Raw genomic sequence first — 17,963 nt, 5'->3', positions numbered from 1 at the left:
CGTTTTCGCTGCGGCGCGGGGTGTGCATATTACGCTTTCCCGCTTCAGAGTCAAGCGTTTATTTTCGCTGTTCTCTGCTGACCCGGCGGCGTGCGTGCCGTTGTTCCGTGTCAGTGGAGGCGCATTATAGGGCGTTATTCTTAAGTGACAAGAGGAAATTCAAAAAAAGTTTCTGACCGTGTTTTTTTTCACCAACAGAGGTGATATCAAGCTACAAATTGTTCTATTTGATGTATCTGCAACCACAATCACATTCGAGGTGGCATAATTAACAGCATGAAACATTAAGGAATAAAAGCGATGCCATTAAGCGCACAACAGCTGGCCGCCCAAAAAAATCTGTCCTATGTGCTGGCAGAAAAGCTGGCGCAGCGGATTTTAGCGGGTAAATATGCCCCGGGGAGCATCCTGCCGGGCGAATTGGAGCTGGGTGAGCAGTTTGGAGTAAGCCGTACCGCGGTTCGCGAGGCGGTGAAAACCCTGACGGCAAAAGGTATGGTGCTTCCACGCCCTCGTATTGGCACGCGCGTGATGCCACAGAATAACTGGAATTTTCTCGATCAGGAGCTGCTCTCCTGGTGGATGACCGAAGACAACTTCCATCAGGTCGTCGATCACTTTCTGGTAATGCGCAGCAGTCTTGAACCTCAGGCATGCCTGCTTGCCGCCACGCTCGGGTCAGCAGAGCAGAAAGCGCAGCTTAACGCACTCATGGAAGAGATGGTGTTCCTGAAAAAACACTTCAACCGGGAACGATGGATTGAGGTCGATATGGCCTGGCATGAACATATCTATATGATGAGCGCCAATCCGTTCCTCACTTCCTTTGCTTCGTTATTCCATTCGGTGTACCACACCTACTTTACCTCTATTACACAAGACGAAGTGGTAAAGCTGGATTTGCATCAGGCGATAGTAGATGCCATTCAGGAGAGCGACGGGCAGCGAGCCCTGACTGCATGTCAGGCATTGCTGACCGCACCAACCCACCAGCAGGTAAATAAATGACAGAGAAAAAAGCGCGCAGCATGGCCGGATTGCCGTGGATTGCAGCCATGGCGTTCTTTATGCAGGCACTGGATGCCACCATCCTCAATACGGCGCTTCCCGCCATTGCGCAAAGCCTTAACCGCTCCCCGCTGGCAATGCAGTCCGCCATCATCAGCTACACCCTCACGGTGGCGATGTTGATCCCGGTAAGTGGCTGGCTGGCCGATCGCTTCGGTACCCGCAGAGTTTTCATGCTGGCCGTAACGCTCTTTACGCTCGGTTCACTGGCCTGCGCGCTCTCCACTTCATTAACGGAGCTGGTTATCTTTCGCGTACTGCAGGGAATAGGCGGCGCGATGATGATGCCGGTGGCGCGCCTCGCTTTGCTGCGTGCCTATCCACGCAGCGAACTACTCCCCGTACTCAACTTTGTCACCATGCCAGGGCTGGTCGGCCCAATACTTGGCCCGGTCCTCGGGGGTGTGCTGGTTACCTGGGCAAGCTGGCACTGGATTTTCCTGATTAATATTCCGATTGGCGTGGCAGGGCTGATCTATGCCCGCAAATATATGCCGAACTTCACCACGCCAAGGCGCAGCTTCGATATGGGCGGCTTTTTCTTGTTTGGACTGAGCCTGGTGCTGTTCTCCAGTGGCATGGAGCTCATTGGCGAGAAGCTCGTTGAAACGTGGCTGGCGCTCGCCGTCATCCTCAGTGGTATTCTGCTGTTCCTTCTTTATATACGCCATGCGCGTCGTCACCCGACACCGCTTATCTCTTTATCTCTCTTTAACACCCGAACCTTTTCCGTCGGGATCGCGGGCAATATTGCCTCACGTCTGGGCACGGGCTGCGTACCGTTCCTGATGCCATTGATGCTGCAGGTGGGGTTCGGCTACCCGGCGCTGATTGCCGGCTGCATGATGGCGCCCACGGCAATGGGTTCCATTCTGGCGAAATCAACGGTCACGCAGGTACTGCGCTGGTTTGGCTATCGTAAAACGCTGGTTGGCGTGACGGTCTTTATCGGTCTGATAATTGCGCAGTTCTCGCTGCAATCCGCGGCGTTACCGGTTTGGATGTTGATCCTGCCGCTGTTTGTGCTGGGAATGGCGATGTCAACGCAGTTCACGTCGATGAATACCATCACCCTTGCGGACCTGACCGACGAGAACGCGAGCAGCGGCAACAGCGTACTGGCGGTGACCCAACAGCTGTCGATCAGCCTCGGGGTAGCCGTGAGCGCGGCGGTGCTGCGGTTTTATGAAGGGTTTGACGGCACGAATACCGTTGAGCAGTTCCACTATACCTTTATCACCATGGGCGCGCTTACCGTGGTGTCGGCGCTGGTCTTTATGTTGTTAAAACCGAAAGATGGCCGGAACCTGATTAAAGAGCGTCACAAAGATAAAGCTAAACCGAACCGCGTTCCATCAGAACAGGAGTAAGCTGCAAGCGTTGCTGTTGCAGCGTGGGCTGCGCCATACGGTGGATCAACACGTCGATGGCCAGCTCACCCAGTTCATCCTTCGGCTGATGGATCGTGGTCAGCGGCGGCGTCATGTAGCGCGCCAGTTCGATATCATCGTAACCGACGATCGCCATATCATCCGGAACGCGCAATCCCGCCTGATACAGCGCCTGATAGGCACCAAACGCCATCGCATCGTTGCCGATAAACACCGCCTGCGGGCGAGGCTCTTGCGCCAGCAGCGTCTGCATTGCCTCGAAACCGCCGTTAAACTCGAAATCGCCGGTGATGCGATAGCCATCAGGAATGGCAAGCCCTGCCCGCTCCATTGCCGAAAGATAGCCTTCCAGGCGCAAGCGCGCCGGGGTTTTATCCAGCGGGCCGGTAATGCAGGCAATGCGGGTATGGCCTTTATCAATCAGGTGCTGCGTCGCCATATCGCCGCCCAGCAGCGAGTTATCCTGAATCAGATCGCTGGTCCCGTCGAACGGCGCCCAGTCCATCATTACCGTGGGAATAGAAGGATAGCGCTGAATGATCTCTTTTGAAGGTTGATGCGTTTCGGTACAGAGCAGCAGCAGCCCGTCGACGCGTTTTTGCATCAGCGTTTCCAGGTTGCGGTTCATGCGCTGCTCGTCGCCTTCAGTATTGCACAGCACCAGACTGTAGCCACGCTCGAAGCAGCTGCGCTCTACGCCACGAACAAGTTCAGAATAGAAAGGATTGGTACTGGCCGTGATCAGCATGCCGATGGTGCGCGTCTGGTTAAGCTTCAGACTGCGCGCCAGCGCCGACGGCGCATAGTTGAGGTCTTTTACTGCGGCTTCGACTTTCTCCCGAATCGCCTCGCTGACGAAGCGGTCGTTATTAATAACGTGAGAGACGGTCGAAGTAGAAACGCCCGCCATGCGGGCGACATCTTTCATCGTAGCCAAGCGTTACCCCTGCTGACTTAAGAATTCATCGATCTCTTTACGCCACGGAACGGAAGGCTGTGCGCCTTTGCGCGTCACCGCAATCGCGGCGGCGGCATGCGCAAAGCGGATCGCGTCATCCATCGCTTTTCCTTCCAGCAATGCCGTCACCAGCGCACCGTTGAAGGTGTCTCCAGCGGCGATGGTATCGATGGCTTTGACCTTAAAGCCCGGCACGCGACGGCCTTCGCCATTGACGCTAGCCCACACCCCGCGGCTACCAAGAGTAATGATAACGGTCCCGATGCCTTTTGCATGCAGCACTTTTGCCGCACGCGCGGCATCATTGTCATTTTCAACGCGAATGCCCGTCAGCTTTTCCGCTTCGGTTTCGTTCGGCGTAATGATGTCCACCAGCGCCAGCAGTTCATCTGATAATACACGGGCAGGCGCAGGGTTAAGTACGACAGTGGTATGATTTTCATGCGCAATTTTCGCGGCGGCCAGCACGCTTTCAACCGGGGACTCCAGCTGCATCAGCAGGGCCTCGGCCCCGCCAATGATTGCACGTTGCGCTTCTACGCGCTCCGTTGTTAGCGCTGCGTTAGCGCCAGCATGAATACCGATGACATTCTCACCTTCAGCGTTAACGAAAATCAGCGCCACGCCGGTAGACTCTCCCGCGACAACGCTGACCGGTGCGATATCGATGTTGTCGCTTGCCAGCTGTTTACGTACGCGCTCGCCGGTATCGTCATCACCCGTACAGGCGATAAACGCGATATTCGCCCCGCTGCGCCCGGCGGCAACTGCCTGGTTTGCACCCTTACCGCCGAATGCGACCTGATACTGATTGCCGGTGACGGTTTCGCCCGGGGTGGGGAATGTTTCAAGGTTAAGAATGTGATCGGCATTGATACTGCCAAGGACGACGAGGTTGCCTGCGGTTTTCATGTATTGAGGTGTCCATCTGAGAGCGCCACCGGTATTACCCGGTGGCGTATGCCACACTTTTCTTTTATTTGGTGTCCCTCAGGCAGCCAGCGACTGCCTGAATCGCCTTTACTGCTTAATGACCAGCTTCAGGTCAACAGGGTATTTGGCCTGAACTTTTTCGCCCTTCAGCACCTTGTCGGCAGTTTCAACGCCAGTGGCGCCAATCTGCTCAGGCAGCTGAGCGATGGTCGCAGCCAGTTTGCCATCATTTACTGCTTTTTCACCATCCGGCGTGCCGTCAAATCCGACAACCATCACATCTGATTTACCCGCAGTCTGGAGCGCACGCAGCGCACCCAGCGCCATTTCGTCGTTCTGCGCGAATACCGCCTGCACATCTGGATGCGCGGTCAGCAGGTTCTGCATGACGTTCAGACCCTTAGTACGGTCGAAGTCTGCCGGCTGGCTGGCCAGCACGTTGAATTTATGTGCAGCCACGGCCTGCTGGAAGCCTTCACCACGTTCACGGGCCGCGGAAGTCCCGGCAATGCCCTGCAGTTCGATCACTTTCGCGCCTTCACCGGCTTTCTTCGCGATGTAGTCACCAGCAATTTTACCGCCCAGCACGTTATCAGACGCAATGTGGCTCACAACTTCGCCTTTCGTTGCCTGACGGTCCAGAGTGATCACCGGAATTTTCGCCTGGTTTGCCATCTTCACGGCGTTACCTACGGCATCAGAATCGGTTGGGTTGATCAGCAGAATTTTGGTGCCACGAACGGTTAAGTCCTGAACGTTAGCCAGCTCTTTCGCCGGGTTGTTCTGTGAATCCAGCACCACCAGGTTGTAGCCCAGTTTGTCCGCTTCTTTCTGCGCACCGTCCTTCAGGGAGACGAAGAACGGGTTGTTCAGGGTAGAGACAACCAGCGCGATGGTGTCTTTCGCCATGGCGTTAGCACTTACGGTTGCGCTCAGCGCGACAGCGGAAACCAGGGTAGCCAGTTTTTTCATGTTCATATCTAAGATGTCCTGTAGTGTCGTCAGTTACTGTTTTTTGTTGTCTACCAGTACCGCCAGCAAAATCACCACTGCCTTAACGATCATCTGGTAATAGGAGGAAACACCTAACAAATTCAAACCATTATTCAGGAAACCGAGAATCAGTGCGCCGATCAATGTCCCAACAATGCGACCTTTACCGCCCGCAAGGCTCGTACCGCCCAGAACCACTGCCGCAATAGCATCCAGCTCGTACCCCGTCCCCGCCGTCGGCTGCGCGGAAGAGAGGCGCGCCACTTCGATGATGCCCGCCAGTGACGCCAGCAGGCCGCACAGGGAGTACACGATAATTTTGACTTTATTAACGCTGATGCCGGACAGGCGCGTCGCCGCTTCGTTACCGCCCAGCGCATAGATATAACGGCCCAGACGGGTATGGTGCAGCATGTACCACGCCGCCAGGAAGACGATAGCCATGATCCAGACCGGGGTCGGGACACCCAGCGGGCGACCGATACCGAACCAGCCAAACAGATCCGCGTTATCCGTAAACCCGGTATTCACCGGGCTACCGTTGGTGTAAACCATGGTCACACCGCGCAGCAGCAGCATCATCACCAGCGTGGCGATAAACGCCTGAACGCGGCCTTTTGCCACAATCACACCGGTAACGGCACCAATCGCCGCGCCAGCCGCCAGTGCAGCCGCAACGGCCACCAGCGCGTTGACCTCAATTCCCACAATTGAAGCGGCGATCGCACCGGTGAGCGCCAGCAGGGAACCGACGGACAGATCGATACCCGAGGTCAAAATCACCAGCGTCATGCCGACCGCCATAATGGCGTTCACCGACGTCTGCTGCAGAATGTTGAACAGGTTATTCACGGTGAAGAAATTCGGGCTCATGGTCGAGACAATCGCGATCAGCACCAGCAGGGCAATCAGCGATTTTTGTTCCATCAGCCATGCCTTTGTGAAATAGCGGCGACCAGAAACAGCCTGGGTAGTCATCTTCTTACTCCTGATTCACGCGATTAAGCTTGCCCACAGCGGCAGCCATCAGAACTTCCTGGGTGGCCTGCTCGCGAGTGAATTCACCGCCGAGATGCCCTTCATGCATGACGATAATGCGATCGCTCATGCCTAATACCTCTGGCATCTCGGAAGAGACCAGAATGATGCTCAGACCGTCGGCCTTGAACTGGTTAATCAGCTGATAGATCTCTTTTTTCGCGCCCACGTCCACGCCGCGGGTTGGCTCGTCGAGGATCAACACCTTCGGGCGCGTCATCAGCCCGCGGGCAATCGCCACTTTCTGCTGATTCCCGCCGGACAGCAGGCCAATAGCCTGCTCCATCGACGGGGTTTTAACGTTGAAGAGACGGATAAAATCACTGACCGCCTGCTGCTCATCTTTATGCTTCAGGCTGCCGCCGCTATGGCTGAAATAGCGCAGCGCGGTCAGGGACATATTCTCTTTCACCGACATGCCCAGCACTAAGCCGTCGCGCTTGCGGTCTTCGGAGATATAGACGATGCCGTTAGCCAGCCCGTCCTGCGGCGAGCGGGTCACCACTTCATGGCCGTCAAGAGTAACGTAACCGCTGGTGCGCGGCAGTGCGCCGTACAGCACTTTCATCAGCTCGGTACGGCCCGCACCCATCAGGCCCGCCACGCCCAGGATCTCGCCCTGACGCAGGGTAAAGGTCACATCGTTTACGCCCGGGCCGCAGAGATTATCTACCTTCAGGCGGATCTCGCCCGGCGCTTTGTCCAGATGCGGATATTGGTCTTCGAGCTTACGTCCCACCATCATTTCGATCAGCGTATCTTCGGTCAGCGTCGCCACTTCGCGCTCGGCGATAAACTGGCCGTCGCGGAAGACGGTAACGTCGTCGCAAATTTCGAAGATCTCTTTCATGCGGTGAGAGATATAGACAATGCCGCGTCCCTGCGCTTTCAGCTCGCGGATCACGCGGAACAGGGATTCGGTTTCGGTATCGGTCAGGGCGTCGGTCGGTTCATCCATAATGATGACCTTCGACTCGAAGCTCAGCACCTTCGCGATTTCCACCATCTGCTGATCGCCGATGGAAAGGTCACCCACCAGACGGTCACTCTTAAAGCGCAGGTTCAGCTTCGCCAGCAGCTTGTCCGCTTCGGCGTACATGGTTTTCCAGTCGATTTTGCCGAACCGGTTCACGAACTCGCGGCCCAGGAAGATGTTTTCCGCAATGGTCAGCTGCGGGATGAGGTTCAGCTCCTGGTGAATAATGCCGATGCCCGCTTCCTGAGAGGATTTCGGGCCGTTAAAGGTGGTTTCTTTACCCAGCCAAACGAGTGAACCGGCATCACGCTGATAGATCCCGGTCAGTACTTTCATCATGGTGGATTTGCCGGCACCGTTTTCGCCCACCAGCGCCATCACGCGTCCTGGGTAGACGTTAAGCGCCGCACCGGAGAGGGCTTTTACGCCCGGGAACGACTTATCGATCCCTTTGAGTTGCAGTAATGCGTCCATGATGGCCTCAGAAGGTGACGCCAGCACAGAGAATGATATTCGCATACGGGGAACACTCCCCGCTGCGAATCACCGCCTGACTGTCTGCGGTTTGTTGTTTGAACTGTTCGTGCGTTGTGTAACGAATTTCTATGGTGTTTCCCTGGTGTTGTTGCAGTTGCTCAATGTGGCTGAGCAACGTTTCGTGGAGTTGCGGATTATGTTGTTTGATTTCCGCCGCGAGAATGGCCGCCTCAACCTGCATCTCCGCCGTCACTACCTCCAGTACCTGCATAAACGAGGGCACGCCCTGCGTTAACGCCATATCGATACGGGTTGTGCTGCGCGGAACCGGTAAGCCTGCATCGCAAACCACCAGCGTATCGGTATGCCCAAGACGGGAAATAACCGATGAGATTTCTGAGTTGAGAACCGTGCCTTTCTTCATTTTCTTGCTCCACTAGCGAAACGTTTCGCTAAAAATAGTGTAGCCGCATAAATGTTCAGAAAACCATCATGACGTAACGGATTTGTGATCAACGTCGAAACGTTTCGCTAAGTGAAATGGAGGGGAGGTAAATGCAAAACGGTAACCGTCAGGTTACCGTTTTAGATGTTTGCGCCCTCTCCCTGTGGGAGAGGGACGGGGTGAGGGCATCAGGCCGCACGGAGACTTAAATCTCAACCTGCGTCCCCAGCTCAATGACGCGGTTAGGCGGGATCTCAAACTGGTCAGGCGCGCGCAGGGCGTTACGCTGCAGGATCAGATACAGCTTGCCGCGCAGACGCAGGTACCATGGGCGCTTGCCGATGATCAGCGACTCGTGGGACATAAAGAACGACGTCTCCATCATCCGGCAGCTTAACCCTTCCAGACCGCAGCGGTGGAACACCTCTTCCACGTTCGGCGTTTCGCGCCAGCCGTAGCTCGCCACCACGCGCCAGAAGGTCGGGGACAGCTGCTCAATCTGTACGCGGCGCACGTTGTGAACGTACGGCGCATCTTCGGTGCGCAGCGTCAGCAGGATCACGCGCTCGTGCAGCACTTTGTTGTGCTTAAGGTTATGCATCAGCGCAAACGGGATCACATTCAGGGCACGAGACATGTAAACCGCGGTACCCGGCACGCGCACCGGCGGGGATTTCTCAAGCGACGCGATCATCGCCTCCAGAGAATTACCGTGCTCATGCATGCGGCGCAGCAGGCGGAAGCGCTCGCTTTTCCATGTGGTCATGACAATGAACATCAACAGGCCCAGCGTCAGCGGCAGCCAGCCACCGGAGACAATTTTGTCGAGGTTCGCAGAGAACAGCGGCAAGTCAATGCACAGGAAGCCCACCAGAATCATCCCCACGAGGAACTTATTCCAGTGCCAGTTGCGGTACGCCACCGTGGTGGAGAGAAGCGACGTCAGCACCATCGTACCGGTCACGGCAATACCGTAGGCCGCCGCCAGATTACTGGAGTGTTCGAAGCTAACAATCACGATCACAACAGCGAAGTAGAGCAGCCAGTTAACGAACGGGATGTAGATCTGGCCCGACTCCATCTCTGAGGTATGGATGATGCGCATTGGCGAGAGATATCCCAGACGAACGGCCTGACGGGTCAGAGAGAACACCCCGGAAATCACCGCCTGAGAGGCAATCACGGTCGCCAGCGTTGCGAGGATCAGCATAGGCACCAGCGCCCAGTCAGGTGCCAGCAGGAAGAATGGGTTCTTAATCGCTTCCGGGTTCTTGAGCAACAACGCGCCCTGACCGAAGTAGTTCAGCACCAGCGACGGGAGCACCACAATAAACCATGCCACGCGGATAGGCAGCTTCCCGAAATGCCCCATGTCAGCATAGAGCGCCTCCACACCGGTGATGGAGAGCACGACCGCACCCAGCGCCACGAAGGAAACCACTTTGTATTCAAGGAAGAAATGCACCGCCCAGTAAGGGTTTAGCGCATGCAGCACGTCCGGGTTCGCAATAATGCTGCGCAAACCGAGCGCCGCCAGGATCAGGAACCAGGCCAGCATAATCGGCGCAAACAGTTTGCCCACCAGCCCGGTACCGTGTTTCTGGATCATGAACAGCAGCGTCAACACGATGATTGCCAGCGGGACAACCCAGGCATCAAGCTGCGGGGCAATAATCTCCAGCCCTTCAATCGCCGAGAGCACCGAGATAGCCGGTGTTATCACCACTTCCCCGTAGAAGAAGCTGCCACCTATCAGGCCGATAATCACCAGCACAGACGTCATTCTGGCCGAGGTATTACGACCGGCAAGGGACATCAGGGTCAGGATCCCGCCTTCGCCCGCATTATCTGCACGCATAACGAAGGAGAGATATTTAACGGAAACGACCAGAATTAGCAGCCAGAAGATGAGGGACAGGAAGCCAAACACGGCATCGCGCTCAACACCAAAGCCAAACTGGCCGGACAAACATTCACGAAGCGTATAAAGCGGGCTGGTGCCGATATCACCGTAGACAACCCCGATCGCCGCAAGCGTTATTGCGGGTAATGATTGCTTATTATCAGTGCTCATAGACTAGTCTTTTCGTTTAAATAACAAATGTGTTCCTGTCCCTTGGTCCACAAAAAGCGCACAGTATGCACGATTCATTGCAAAATCGTACCCCTAAATGCAACCGCATTAATGTAGCGCAAAGAAAATTGCGCCGCACTTCAGCCTATTACCAGCCCTGACTGAAACGTCTATACTCGCTTCAATTGGCCGCCACAACGGCGAAAGGATGCAAAACTATTATGGCTCACTCACATTTATTAGCAGAAAGAATTTCCCGCCTCAGCAGCGCGCTGGAGAAAGGCCTTTACGAGCGTAGCCACGCCATTCGCCTTTGCCTGCTGGCGGCATTGAGCGGTGAAAGCGTATTTCTGCTGGGACCGCCGGGCATTGCCAAAAGTTTGATTGCACGCCGCCTAAAGTTCGCTTTCCAGAACGCTCGCGCATTCGAGTATTTGATGACGCGCTTCTCCACGCCAGAAGAAGTTTTCGGCCCGCTTTCTATTCAGGCGCTGAAAGATGAAGGGCGCTATGAGCGTCTGACGGCGGGCTATCTCCCGGAAGCGGAAATCGTCTTTCTTGATGAGATCTGGAAAGCCGGCCCGGCCATTCTGAATACCCTGCTGACGGCAATCAACGAACGCCGCTTCCGCAACGGCGCGAGCGAAGAGAAGATCCCCATGCGCCTACTGGTGGCCGCGTCAAACGAACTGCCCGAAGCCGACAGCAGCCTGGAAGCGCTGTATGACCGTATGCTGATCCGCCTGTGGCTGGATAAAGTCCAGGATAAATCAAACTTCCGTTCAATGCTGGTGAGCCAGCAGGACGAAAACGAAAACCCGGTGGCACCTTCACTGCAGGTGACGGACGAGGAGTACCATCAGTGGCAGGACGAGATCGGCAAAATTAAGCTGCCCGACGCCGTCTTTGAGCTGATCTTCATGCTGCGCCAGCAGCTTGATTCCCTGCCTTCCGCCCCGTACGTCTCAGATCGTCGCTGGAAAAAAGCGATCCGTCTGCTCCAGGCCAGCGCGTTGTTCAGCGGTCGCGACGCGGTCGCCCCTATCGATCTGATCCTGCTAAAAGACTGCCTCTGGCACGACGCAGAAGGCATGAACCTGATGCAGCAGCAGCTGGACGTTTTGATGACCGGGCACGCCTGGGGGCAGCAGGCGATGCTCAACCAGCTGGGGGCGATTGCCCAACGGCGCATTCAGCTCCAGCAGCAGCAAAGCGATAAAACCGCGCTAAAAGTGAACCGACTGGGCGGCATGTTCGCCCGCAAACCGCATTACGAGCTACCCGCCGATCTGACCGGCACGACGCTGACACTGCTGCTCCAGCAGCCCCTCAAGCTGCATGATATGCAGGTGGTGCACATTACGATTGAGCGCGAGCCGCTGGCGCAGTGGCTGGATAAGGGCGGGGAGATCCGCGGAAAGCTCAACGGCATCGGTTTCGCGCAGCCGCTGAATATGGAAGTGGACAGCAGTCAGCACCTGGTGATCCGCGACGTGAGCCTTCAGGGATCGCGTCTTGCGCTTCCCGGCACCGCCTCGGACAGCGTGCCGGAAGAGATTAAACAACAGCTGGAAGCGCTGGATACCGAATGGCATCAGCAGCACACCCGCTTCAGCGAGCAGCAAAAATGCCTCTTTATTCATAGCGACTGGCTAGGTCGCATTGAAGCCAGCCTGCAGGACGTCAGCGCGCAGATCAAACAGGCGCGTCAATGCTAACGCTGGACACGCTCAATATGATGCTGGCCGTCAGCGAGGAAGGGTTGATCGAGGAGGTGGTGATTACCCTTCTGGCATCGCCGCAGCTGGCGGCCTTCTTTGAAAAATTCCCGAAACTCAAAAAAGCGATGACGGACGATCTCCCGCGCTGGCGCGACAATCTGCGGCAGCGGTTTAAGGAGACAGAAGTCCCGCCCGAACTGACGGAGGAAGTCGCGGCCTATCAGCAGTGTCAGCGGCTATCGACGCCACAGTTTATCGTCCAGATCCCGCAAACCCTTACCCTGCTCGATAAAGTCCACTCTCCGTTTGCCAGCCAGGCCAGAATGCTGGTCACAGAAAACGCCACCTTTACCCCGGCGCTGCAGACGCTCTTTTTACAGCGCTGGCGCCTGAGCCTGGTCGTCCAGGCTACCACGCTGAACCAACAGCTTCTGGATGAAGAGCGGGAACAGCTGCTCAGCGAAGTCCAGGAACGCATGACGCTGAGTGGCCAGCTCGAAGAGGTGCTGGTAGAAAATGAAAACGCCGCTGGTCGCCTCTGGGATATGAGCGCCGGGCAGCTGCAGCGCGGGGATTATCAGCTGATCGTGAAGTACGGCGACTTTCTTACCCAGCAGCCGGAGCTGATGAAGCTCGCGGAACAGCTCGGCCGCTCGCGAGAGGCCAAATCGGTCCCAAAGAAGGATGCCCCGATGGAAACCTTCCGCACCCTTGTACGCGAACCGGCTACCGTGCCGGAGCAGGTCGACGGGCTCCAGCAAAGCGACGACATCCTGCGCCTGCTGCCGACCGAGCTAAGCACGCTGGGGATGACCGAACTGGAGTATGAGTTTTACCGTCGGCTGGTGGAAAAACAGCTTCTTACCTATCGGCTGCACGGCGAAGCCTGGCGAGAGAAGCTCAGCCAGCGCCCGGTCGTGCATCAGGACTTTGATGAGCAGCCGCGCGGGCCGTTTATTGTCTGCGTGGATACGTCTGGCTCAATGGGCGGCTTTAACGAGCAGTGTGCGAAGGCGTTCTGTCTGGCGCTGATGCGCGTGGCGCTCGCTGACCGCCGTCGCTGCTTTATCATGCTCTTCTCCAGCGAAGTCGTGGGCTACGAGCTGACGAACCAGCAGGGCATTGAGCAGGCCATCCGCTTTTTAAGCCAACGTTTTCGCGGCGGCACCGATCTGGCCAGCTGTTTTCGCAGCATTGTAGAACGGATGCAGGGCGGCGACTGGTACGACGCTGATGCGGTGGTGATTTCCGATTTCATTGCCCAGCGGCTGCCGGAAGATGTGGTAAATAAAGTGAAGGAGCTGCAGCGCGTGCACCAGCACCGTTTTCATGCCGTGGCGATGTCCGCACATGGAAAACCCGGCATCATGCGCATCTTCGATCATATCTGGCGCTTTGATACCGGGTTGCGTAGCCGCCTGCTCAGGCGCTGGCGGCGTTAGTTAAAGAAGAGAACCGACGCTTTCACGTACCTGCTGCGGCCAGACTCCACACTGCACCTGACCAATGTGAGACAGTTGCAGCAGCAGCATGGTCAGACGGGATTGCCCGATACCGCCGCCGATGGTCTGCGGCATTTCACCGCGCAGCAGCGCCTGATGCCACTCTAATTTAAGGCGATCTTCATCACCGGTCACCGCCAGCTGGCGCTTTAGCGCCTCTGCATCCACGCGGATCCCCATCGAAGAGAGCTCAAACGCATCTTCCAGAACCGGGTTCCAGACCAGAATATCGCCGTTCAGACCGGCATATTCGCTTTCGCCCGCGGTGCTCCAGTCATCATAATCCGGCGCACGAACGTCGTGACGTTTGCCATCAGACAGTTTGCCGCCGATGCCAATCAGAAATACCGCGCCCAGTTCTTTGGCGATCGCGCGCTCGCGGCCTTTGGCATCCAGAGCCGGGAAGCGGCTCAGCAGTTCCTGGCTGTGGACAAAGTGGATCGTATCCGGCAGGAACGGTACCAGACCAAACTCTTCGCTTACGGCCGCTTCGGTCGCTTTGATTCCGGCGTAGATCGCCTCAACGGTGGATTTCAGCGTACCGACATGACGCTCGCCGTCACCCATTACGCGCTCCCAGTCCCACTGGTCAACGTAGACAGAGTGAATCGGGGAGAGGCGGTCTTCATCGGGGCGAAGGGCTTTCATGTGCGTGTAGAGCCCTTCGCCCGCGCTGAAGTCGTGTTGTCCCAGGGTTTGACGCTTCCACTTCGCCAGGGAATGCACCACTTCGAACTGGGCGTTTGGCAGTGTTTTCACTTTTACCTGTACCGCTTTTTCGCAACCAGACAGGTTATCCTGCGTCCCGTCACCCACGCGGCTAAGAATCGGCGCCTGAACTTCAATAAGACCAAGCTTCTCTTCAAGCTGGCGGGAAAAATGGGATTTTACGAAACTGATCTGGCGTTGTTTTGCGATGTAAGCGGTTTTCATTATTTATACTCCTGCGTCCTGTTGATAATGATTAAGCAACAGAACCGACACTTAATTCAATAACCCATCAACAAAAAGCCACCTTCACTTTTGATTCGTTAAAATAAGACGCTAGAATAGACGTATTCGTTAATCTTCATAAGAAAAAGCTATGGAAAATTATCAGATCGACAATCTGGACCGCGGCATCCTTGAGGCCTTAATGGCCAATGCCCGTACAGCCTACGCCGAACTGGCGAAACAGTTTGGCGTCAGCCCGGGAACCATTCACGTTCGCGTAGAGAAGATGAAGCAGGCAGGGATCATTACCGGTGCGCGCATCGACGTCAGCCCGAAGCAGCTGGGTTACGACGTCTGCTGCTTCATCGGCATTATTCTTAAAAGCGCAAAAGATTACCCCTCCGCGCTGGCAAAGCTGAACGCGCTCGATGAAGTCACCGAGGCGTACTACACCACCGGGCACTACAGCATCTTTATTAAGGTGATGTGCCGCTCCATCGATGCCCTCCAGCAGGTACTTATCAACAAGATCCAAACAATCGATGAAATTCAGTCCACCGAGACACTGATCTCCCTGCAAAACCCGATCATGCGTACCATCCGCCCGTGATCGGGCAATTTCATTCCCACATTTTCCACAGGTAGATCCCAGCTCGTTCACAGCGTACAATGGCCCCCTCTTTATCTGAGCGAGCGATCAATGGCGGACATTACCCTTATCAGCGGCAGCACCCTTGGCGGTGCGGAATACGTAGCGGAACATCTGGCTGAGAAGCTGGAAGATGCAGGCTTTTCTACACAAACGCTGCACGGGCCGTTGCTTGAAGATCTCCCGGCTGACGGGGTCTGGCTGCTGATCACCTCCACGCACGGTGCGGGCGATCTGCCGGATAACCTGCAACCTTTATATGACGAACTGCTGGAACAGCAGCCCGACCTTTCAAACGTCCGTTTTGGCGCAGTGGGGATCGGCAGTCGTGAATATGACACCTTTTGCGGGGCAATAGAGAAGGTCGAAGCCGCTGTTACCGCTTGCGGAGCAAAACAGCTGGGTGAAACGCTCAAGATCAACATCCTCGATCATGACATTCCGGAGGATCCAGCCGAGATCTGGCTCGCGGAATGGAAAAATTTACTCAAAACCGATTAAAGATCGCGCGAACAGATGTGGATAACTCTGGTTAAAAGCTCGTATTAACCCGTAGTTATCCAAAGAACAACCCTAGCGTCGTTTTTGGCCTGTGTATAAAGTCGCGATCTGATCCCAGCTTATACGGTCCTGGATCACCGATCATTCACAGCAAACGATCCTTCCTAACTGCATGATCTTATTTGCAGGATCGGACTTATCCACACGTGTCCGCGATCCTAATAAGAGATCACAGTAGAACAGATCTCTAAATAAAAAGATCTTCTTTTTAATAGCCCAGGATCCCAATGCTTTCTCGAAAGACTAAAGTTGAGTAGAATCCACGGCCCGGGCTTCAATCCATTTTCATACCGCTTTACGCGAGGCAGACCACCATGTTTTATCAGGATCCTTTTGACGTCATCATCATTGGCGGGGGTCATGCAGGCACTGAGGCCGCAATGGCCGCAGCGCGAATGGGTCAGCAGACCCTGCTTTTGACACACAATATCGACACGCTGGGACAAATGTCCTGTAATCCGGCGATTGGCGGCATTGGGAAAGGACACCTGGTAAAAGAAGTGGATGCACTTGGCGGCTTGATGGCGAAAGCGATCGATCATGCGGGCATTCAGTTTAGGATACTAAACGCGAGTAAAGGCCCTGCTGTTCGCGCCACTCGTGCGCAGGCAGACCGCGTGCTTTACCGCCAGGCCGTGCGCACCGCGCTGGAGAACCAGCCGAACCTGATGATCTTCCAGCAGGCGGTAGAAGATCTTATCGTTGAGAACGATCGCGTCGTGGGCGCCGTGACCCAGATGGGCCTCAAGTTCCGCGCCAAAGCCGTGGTGCTTACGGTCGGGACATTCCTGGACGGCAAAATCCATATTGGTCTGGACAACTACAGCGGTGGCCGTGCTGGCGATCCGCCGTCCATTCCGCTGTCTCGTCGTCTGCGTGAACTGCCGCTGCGCGTCAGCCGTCTGAAAACCGGCACGCCGCCGCGTATCGATGCGCGCACCATTGATTTCAGCGTACTGGCCCAACAGCACGGCGATAACCCGATGCCGGTCTTCTCGTTCATGGGCAACGCGGCGCAACACCCGCAGCAGGTACCTTGCTACATCACGCATACCAACGAAAAAACCCATGACGTGATCCGCAATAACCTCGATCGCAGCCCAATGTACGCTGGCGTGATCGAAGGGATCGGCCCACGTTACTGCCCGTCGATCGAAGACAAAGTGATGCGCTTTGCCGATCGTAACCAGCACCAGATCTTCCTGGAGCCGGAAGGGCTGACCTCGAACGAAATTTACCCGAACGGCATCTCCACCAGCCTGCCATTCGACGTGCAGATGCAAATTGTTCGCTCAATGCAGGGGATGGAGAATGCGAAAATCGTTCGCCCTGGCTACGCTATTGAGTACGATTTCTTCGACCCGCGTGACCTGAAGCCGACGCTGGAGAGCAAATTCATCCACGGCCTGTTCTTCGCGGGGCAGATTAACGGCACCACCGGCTACGAAGAAGCCGCAGCGCAGGGGTTGCTTGCCGGTCTGAACGCTGCCCGCTTCTCTGCCGAGAAAGAGGGCTGGGCGCCGGCGCGTTCTCAGGCCTATCTGGGCGTTTTGGTCGACGATCTCTGCACGCTGGGCACCAAAGAACCGTACCGTATGTTTACCTCTCGCGCGGAATATCGTCTGATGCTGCGCGAGGACAACGCCGACCTGCGTCTGACCGAGATAGGCCGCGAGCTGGGTCTGGTGGATGACGAACGCTGGGCGCGCTTTAACGAGAAGCTGGAACGTATTGAACAGGAACGTCAGCGCCTGAAAACCACGTGGGTAAACCCACAGGCGGAAACCGCTGCCGAAGTGAACGCTCACTTAACAGCGCCGCTGTCGCGTGAAGCCAGCGGCGAAGATCTGCTGCGTCGTCCTGAAGTCACCTACGAGAATCTGGTCAAACTGACCGCGTTCGCACCGGGCCTTGAAGACGCTGAAGCTGCCGAGCAGGTCGAAATTCAGGTGAAGTACGAAGGCTACATCGCGCGTCAGCAGGATGAGATCGAAAAACAGCAGCGCAACGAAAACACGCTGCTGCCGGAAATGCTGGACTACCGTCAGGTGACGGGCCTTTCCAACGAAGTGATCGCTAAGCTGAACGATCACAAACCGGTATCGATTGGCCAGGCCTCCCGTATCTCGGGCGTTACGCCGGCGGCGATTTCGATCCTGCTGGTGTGGCTGAAAAAGCAGGGCATGCTGCGCCGTAGCGCGTAATTGACATTGCTTTTGGCGGGTAGCGCTTCGCTGACCCGCC

At 56.0% G+C, this 17,963-nt stretch carries 15 protein-coding genes; 7 read left to right on the top strand and 8 right to left on the bottom strand.

Translation table 11 applies throughout. The features are described 5' to 3' along the window. The first annotated feature begins 300 nt into the window (after positions 1 to 300). Together INF73_RS18680 and mdtD are read left to right on the top strand one after the other, a co-directional pair. On the top strand, positions 301 to 1,008 hold the full coding sequence (locus INF73_RS18680) for a FadR/GntR family transcriptional regulator (protein WP_126300721.1): 708 nt from the start codon (positions 301 to 303) through the stop codon (positions 1,006 to 1,008). After that, on the top strand, positions 1,005 to 2,438 hold the full coding sequence (mdtD, locus tag INF73_RS18675; RefSeq protein WP_193542866.1) for a multidrug transporter subunit MdtD: 1,434 nt from the start codon (positions 1,005 to 1,007) through the stop codon (positions 2,436 to 2,438). The genes INF73_RS18680 and mdtD overlap by 4 nt, the downstream gene beginning before the upstream one ends. Here the strand turns inward: mdtD and rbsR are convergent. The 7 genes from rbsR to kup all read right to left on the bottom strand — a co-directional run bounded on the left by rbsR (position 2,404) and on the right by kup (position 10,353). After that, positions 2,404 to 3,396, bottom strand: a complete 993-nt coding sequence (rbsR, locus tag INF73_RS18670; RefSeq protein WP_028014905.1) for a ribose operon transcriptional repressor RbsR — start codon at positions 3,394 to 3,396, stop codon at positions 2,404 to 2,406. The two genes, mdtD and rbsR, sit on opposite strands and share 35 nt — an antisense overlap. Before the next feature lie 3 nt (positions 3,397 to 3,399). Beyond that, a complete protein-coding gene (gene rbsK / locus INF73_RS18665; RefSeq protein WP_193542864.1) occupies positions 3,400 to 4,329 on the bottom strand; it encodes a ribokinase in 930 nt (309 codons plus the stop codon). Positions 4,330 to 4,437: 108 nt separating this feature from the next. Then, positions 4,438 to 5,328 (bottom strand): ribose ABC transporter substrate-binding protein RbsB, encoded by an 891-nt coding sequence (rbsB, locus tag INF73_RS18660; protein ID WP_010426610.1) that lies wholly within the window; start codon positions 5,326 to 5,328, stop codon positions 4,438 to 4,440. 27 nt (positions 5,329 to 5,355) lie between these two features. Then, positions 5,356 to 6,321: a ribose ABC transporter permease gene (gene rbsC, locus INF73_RS18655; RefSeq protein ID WP_006808742.1), complete on the bottom strand. Its 966-nt coding sequence runs from the start codon at positions 6,319 to 6,321 to the stop codon at positions 5,356 to 5,358. Between the two features lie 4 nt (positions 6,322 to 6,325). Next, on the bottom strand, positions 6,326 to 7,831 hold the full coding sequence (rbsA, locus tag INF73_RS18650) for a ribose ABC transporter ATP-binding protein RbsA (RefSeq protein ID WP_041911754.1): 1,506 nt from the start codon (positions 7,829 to 7,831) through the stop codon (positions 6,326 to 6,328). 7 nt (positions 7,832 to 7,838) lie between these two features. Continuing rightward, a complete protein-coding gene (gene rbsD / locus INF73_RS18645) occupies positions 7,839 to 8,258 on the bottom strand; it encodes a D-ribose pyranase (protein ID WP_003862392.1) in 420 nt (139 codons plus the stop codon). A gap of 226 nt (positions 8,259 to 8,484) precedes the next feature. Then, positions 8,485 to 10,353, bottom strand: coding sequence for a low affinity potassium transporter Kup (kup, locus tag INF73_RS18640; protein ID WP_193542861.1), 1,869 nt, complete (start codon positions 10,351 to 10,353; stop codon positions 8,485 to 8,487). Between the two features lie 221 nt (positions 10,354 to 10,574). Between kup and ravA the strand changes: the two genes are divergently transcribed. Both ravA and viaA read left to right on the top strand, forming a co-directional pair. Continuing rightward, positions 10,575 to 12,071: an ATPase RavA gene (gene ravA, locus INF73_RS18635; RefSeq protein WP_045631286.1), complete on the top strand. Its 1,497-nt coding sequence runs from the start codon at positions 10,575 to 10,577 to the stop codon at positions 12,069 to 12,071. Then, positions 12,065 to 13,516, top strand: coding sequence for an ATPase RavA stimulator ViaA (viaA, locus tag INF73_RS18630; RefSeq protein WP_193542859.1), 1,452 nt, complete (start codon positions 12,065 to 12,067; stop codon positions 13,514 to 13,516). Before ravA ends, viaA begins: the two co-directional genes overlap by 7 nt. Here the strand turns inward: viaA and asnA are convergent, their stop codons facing one another. Further along, a complete protein-coding gene (gene asnA, locus INF73_RS18625; RefSeq protein ID WP_193542856.1) occupies positions 13,517 to 14,509 on the bottom strand; it encodes an aspartate--ammonia ligase in 993 nt (330 codons plus the stop codon). 151 nt (positions 14,510 to 14,660) lie between these two features. Here asnA and asnC point away from each other — a divergent pair, with 151 nt between their 5' ends. From asnC to mnmG, 3 genes are all read left to right on the top strand, one after another. Beyond that, the gene (asnC, locus tag INF73_RS18620; RefSeq protein WP_008500198.1) at positions 14,661 to 15,119 is read left to right on the top strand and encodes a transcriptional regulator AsnC; all 459 of its coding nucleotides are present in this window, start codon (positions 14,661 to 14,663) and stop codon (positions 15,117 to 15,119) included. A gap of 90 nt (positions 15,120 to 15,209) precedes the next feature. Further along, the gene (gene mioC, locus INF73_RS18615; RefSeq protein ID WP_193542854.1) at positions 15,210 to 15,659 is read left to right on the top strand and encodes an FMN-binding protein MioC; all 450 of its coding nucleotides are present in this window, start codon (positions 15,210 to 15,212) and stop codon (positions 15,657 to 15,659) included. A 374-nt stretch (positions 15,660 to 16,033) separates the two neighbouring features. Then, on the top strand, positions 16,034 to 17,923 hold the full coding sequence (gene mnmG, locus INF73_RS18610) for a tRNA uridine-5-carboxymethylaminomethyl(34) synthesis enzyme MnmG (RefSeq protein WP_045261176.1): 1,890 nt from the start codon (positions 16,034 to 16,036) through the stop codon (positions 17,921 to 17,923). The last annotated feature ends 40 nt before the right edge of the window (positions 17,924 to 17,963 follow it).

The organism is Enterobacter cloacae complex sp. P6RS (assembly GCF_014982245.1).
Taxonomy (GTDB): Bacteria; Pseudomonadota; Gammaproteobacteria; order Enterobacterales; family Enterobacteriaceae; genus Enterobacter; species Enterobacter bugandensis.
The sequence above is the reverse complement of the archived record's forward strand: the minus strand, read 5'-3'. Positions and strand labels throughout refer to the sequence as shown.

What these genes read in the sequence shown, in the direction of transcription:
- INF73_RS18680 (WP_126300721.1), top strand. Translation starts at nt 301, where the DNA reads ATGCCATTAAGCGCACAACAGCTGGCCGCCCAAAAAAATCTGTCCTAT.
- mdtD (WP_193542866.1), top strand. Translation starts at nt 1,005, where the DNA reads ATGACAGAGAAAAAAGCGCGCAGCATGGCCGGATTGCCGTGGATTGCA.
- rbsK (WP_193542864.1), bottom strand. Translation starts at nt 4,329, where the DNA reads ATGAAAACCGCAGGCAACCTCGTCGTCCTTGGCAGTATCAATGCCGAT.
- rbsB (WP_010426610.1), bottom strand. Translation starts at nt 5,328, where the DNA reads ATGAACATGAAAAAACTGGCTACCCTGGTTTCCGCTGTCGCGCTGAGC.
- rbsC (WP_006808742.1), bottom strand. Translation starts at nt 6,321, where the DNA reads ATGACTACCCAGGCTGTTTCTGGTCGCCGCTATTTCACAAAGGCATGG.
- rbsA (WP_041911754.1), bottom strand. Translation starts at nt 7,831, where the DNA reads ATGGACGCATTACTGCAACTCAAAGGGATCGATAAGTCGTTCCCGGGC.
- rbsD (WP_003862392.1), bottom strand. Translation starts at nt 8,258, where the DNA reads ATGAAGAAAGGCACGGTTCTCAACTCAGAAATCTCATCGGTTATTTCC.
- kup (WP_193542861.1), bottom strand. Translation starts at nt 10,353, where the DNA reads ATGAGCACTGATAATAAGCAATCATTACCCGCAATAACGCTTGCGGCG.
- ravA (WP_045631286.1), top strand. Translation starts at nt 10,575, where the DNA reads ATGGCTCACTCACATTTATTAGCAGAAAGAATTTCCCGCCTCAGCAGC.
- viaA (WP_193542859.1), top strand. Translation starts at nt 12,065, where the DNA reads ATGCTAACGCTGGACACGCTCAATATGATGCTGGCCGTCAGCGAGGAA.
- asnA (WP_193542856.1), bottom strand. Translation starts at nt 14,509, where the DNA reads ATGAAAACCGCTTACATCGCAAAACAACGCCAGATCAGTTTCGTAAAA.
- asnC (WP_008500198.1), top strand. Translation starts at nt 14,661, where the DNA reads ATGGAAAATTATCAGATCGACAATCTGGACCGCGGCATCCTTGAGGCC.
- mioC (WP_193542854.1), top strand. Translation starts at nt 15,210, where the DNA reads ATGGCGGACATTACCCTTATCAGCGGCAGCACCCTTGGCGGTGCGGAA.
- mnmG (WP_045261176.1), top strand. Translation starts at nt 16,034, where the DNA reads ATGTTTTATCAGGATCCTTTTGACGTCATCATCATTGGCGGGGGTCAT.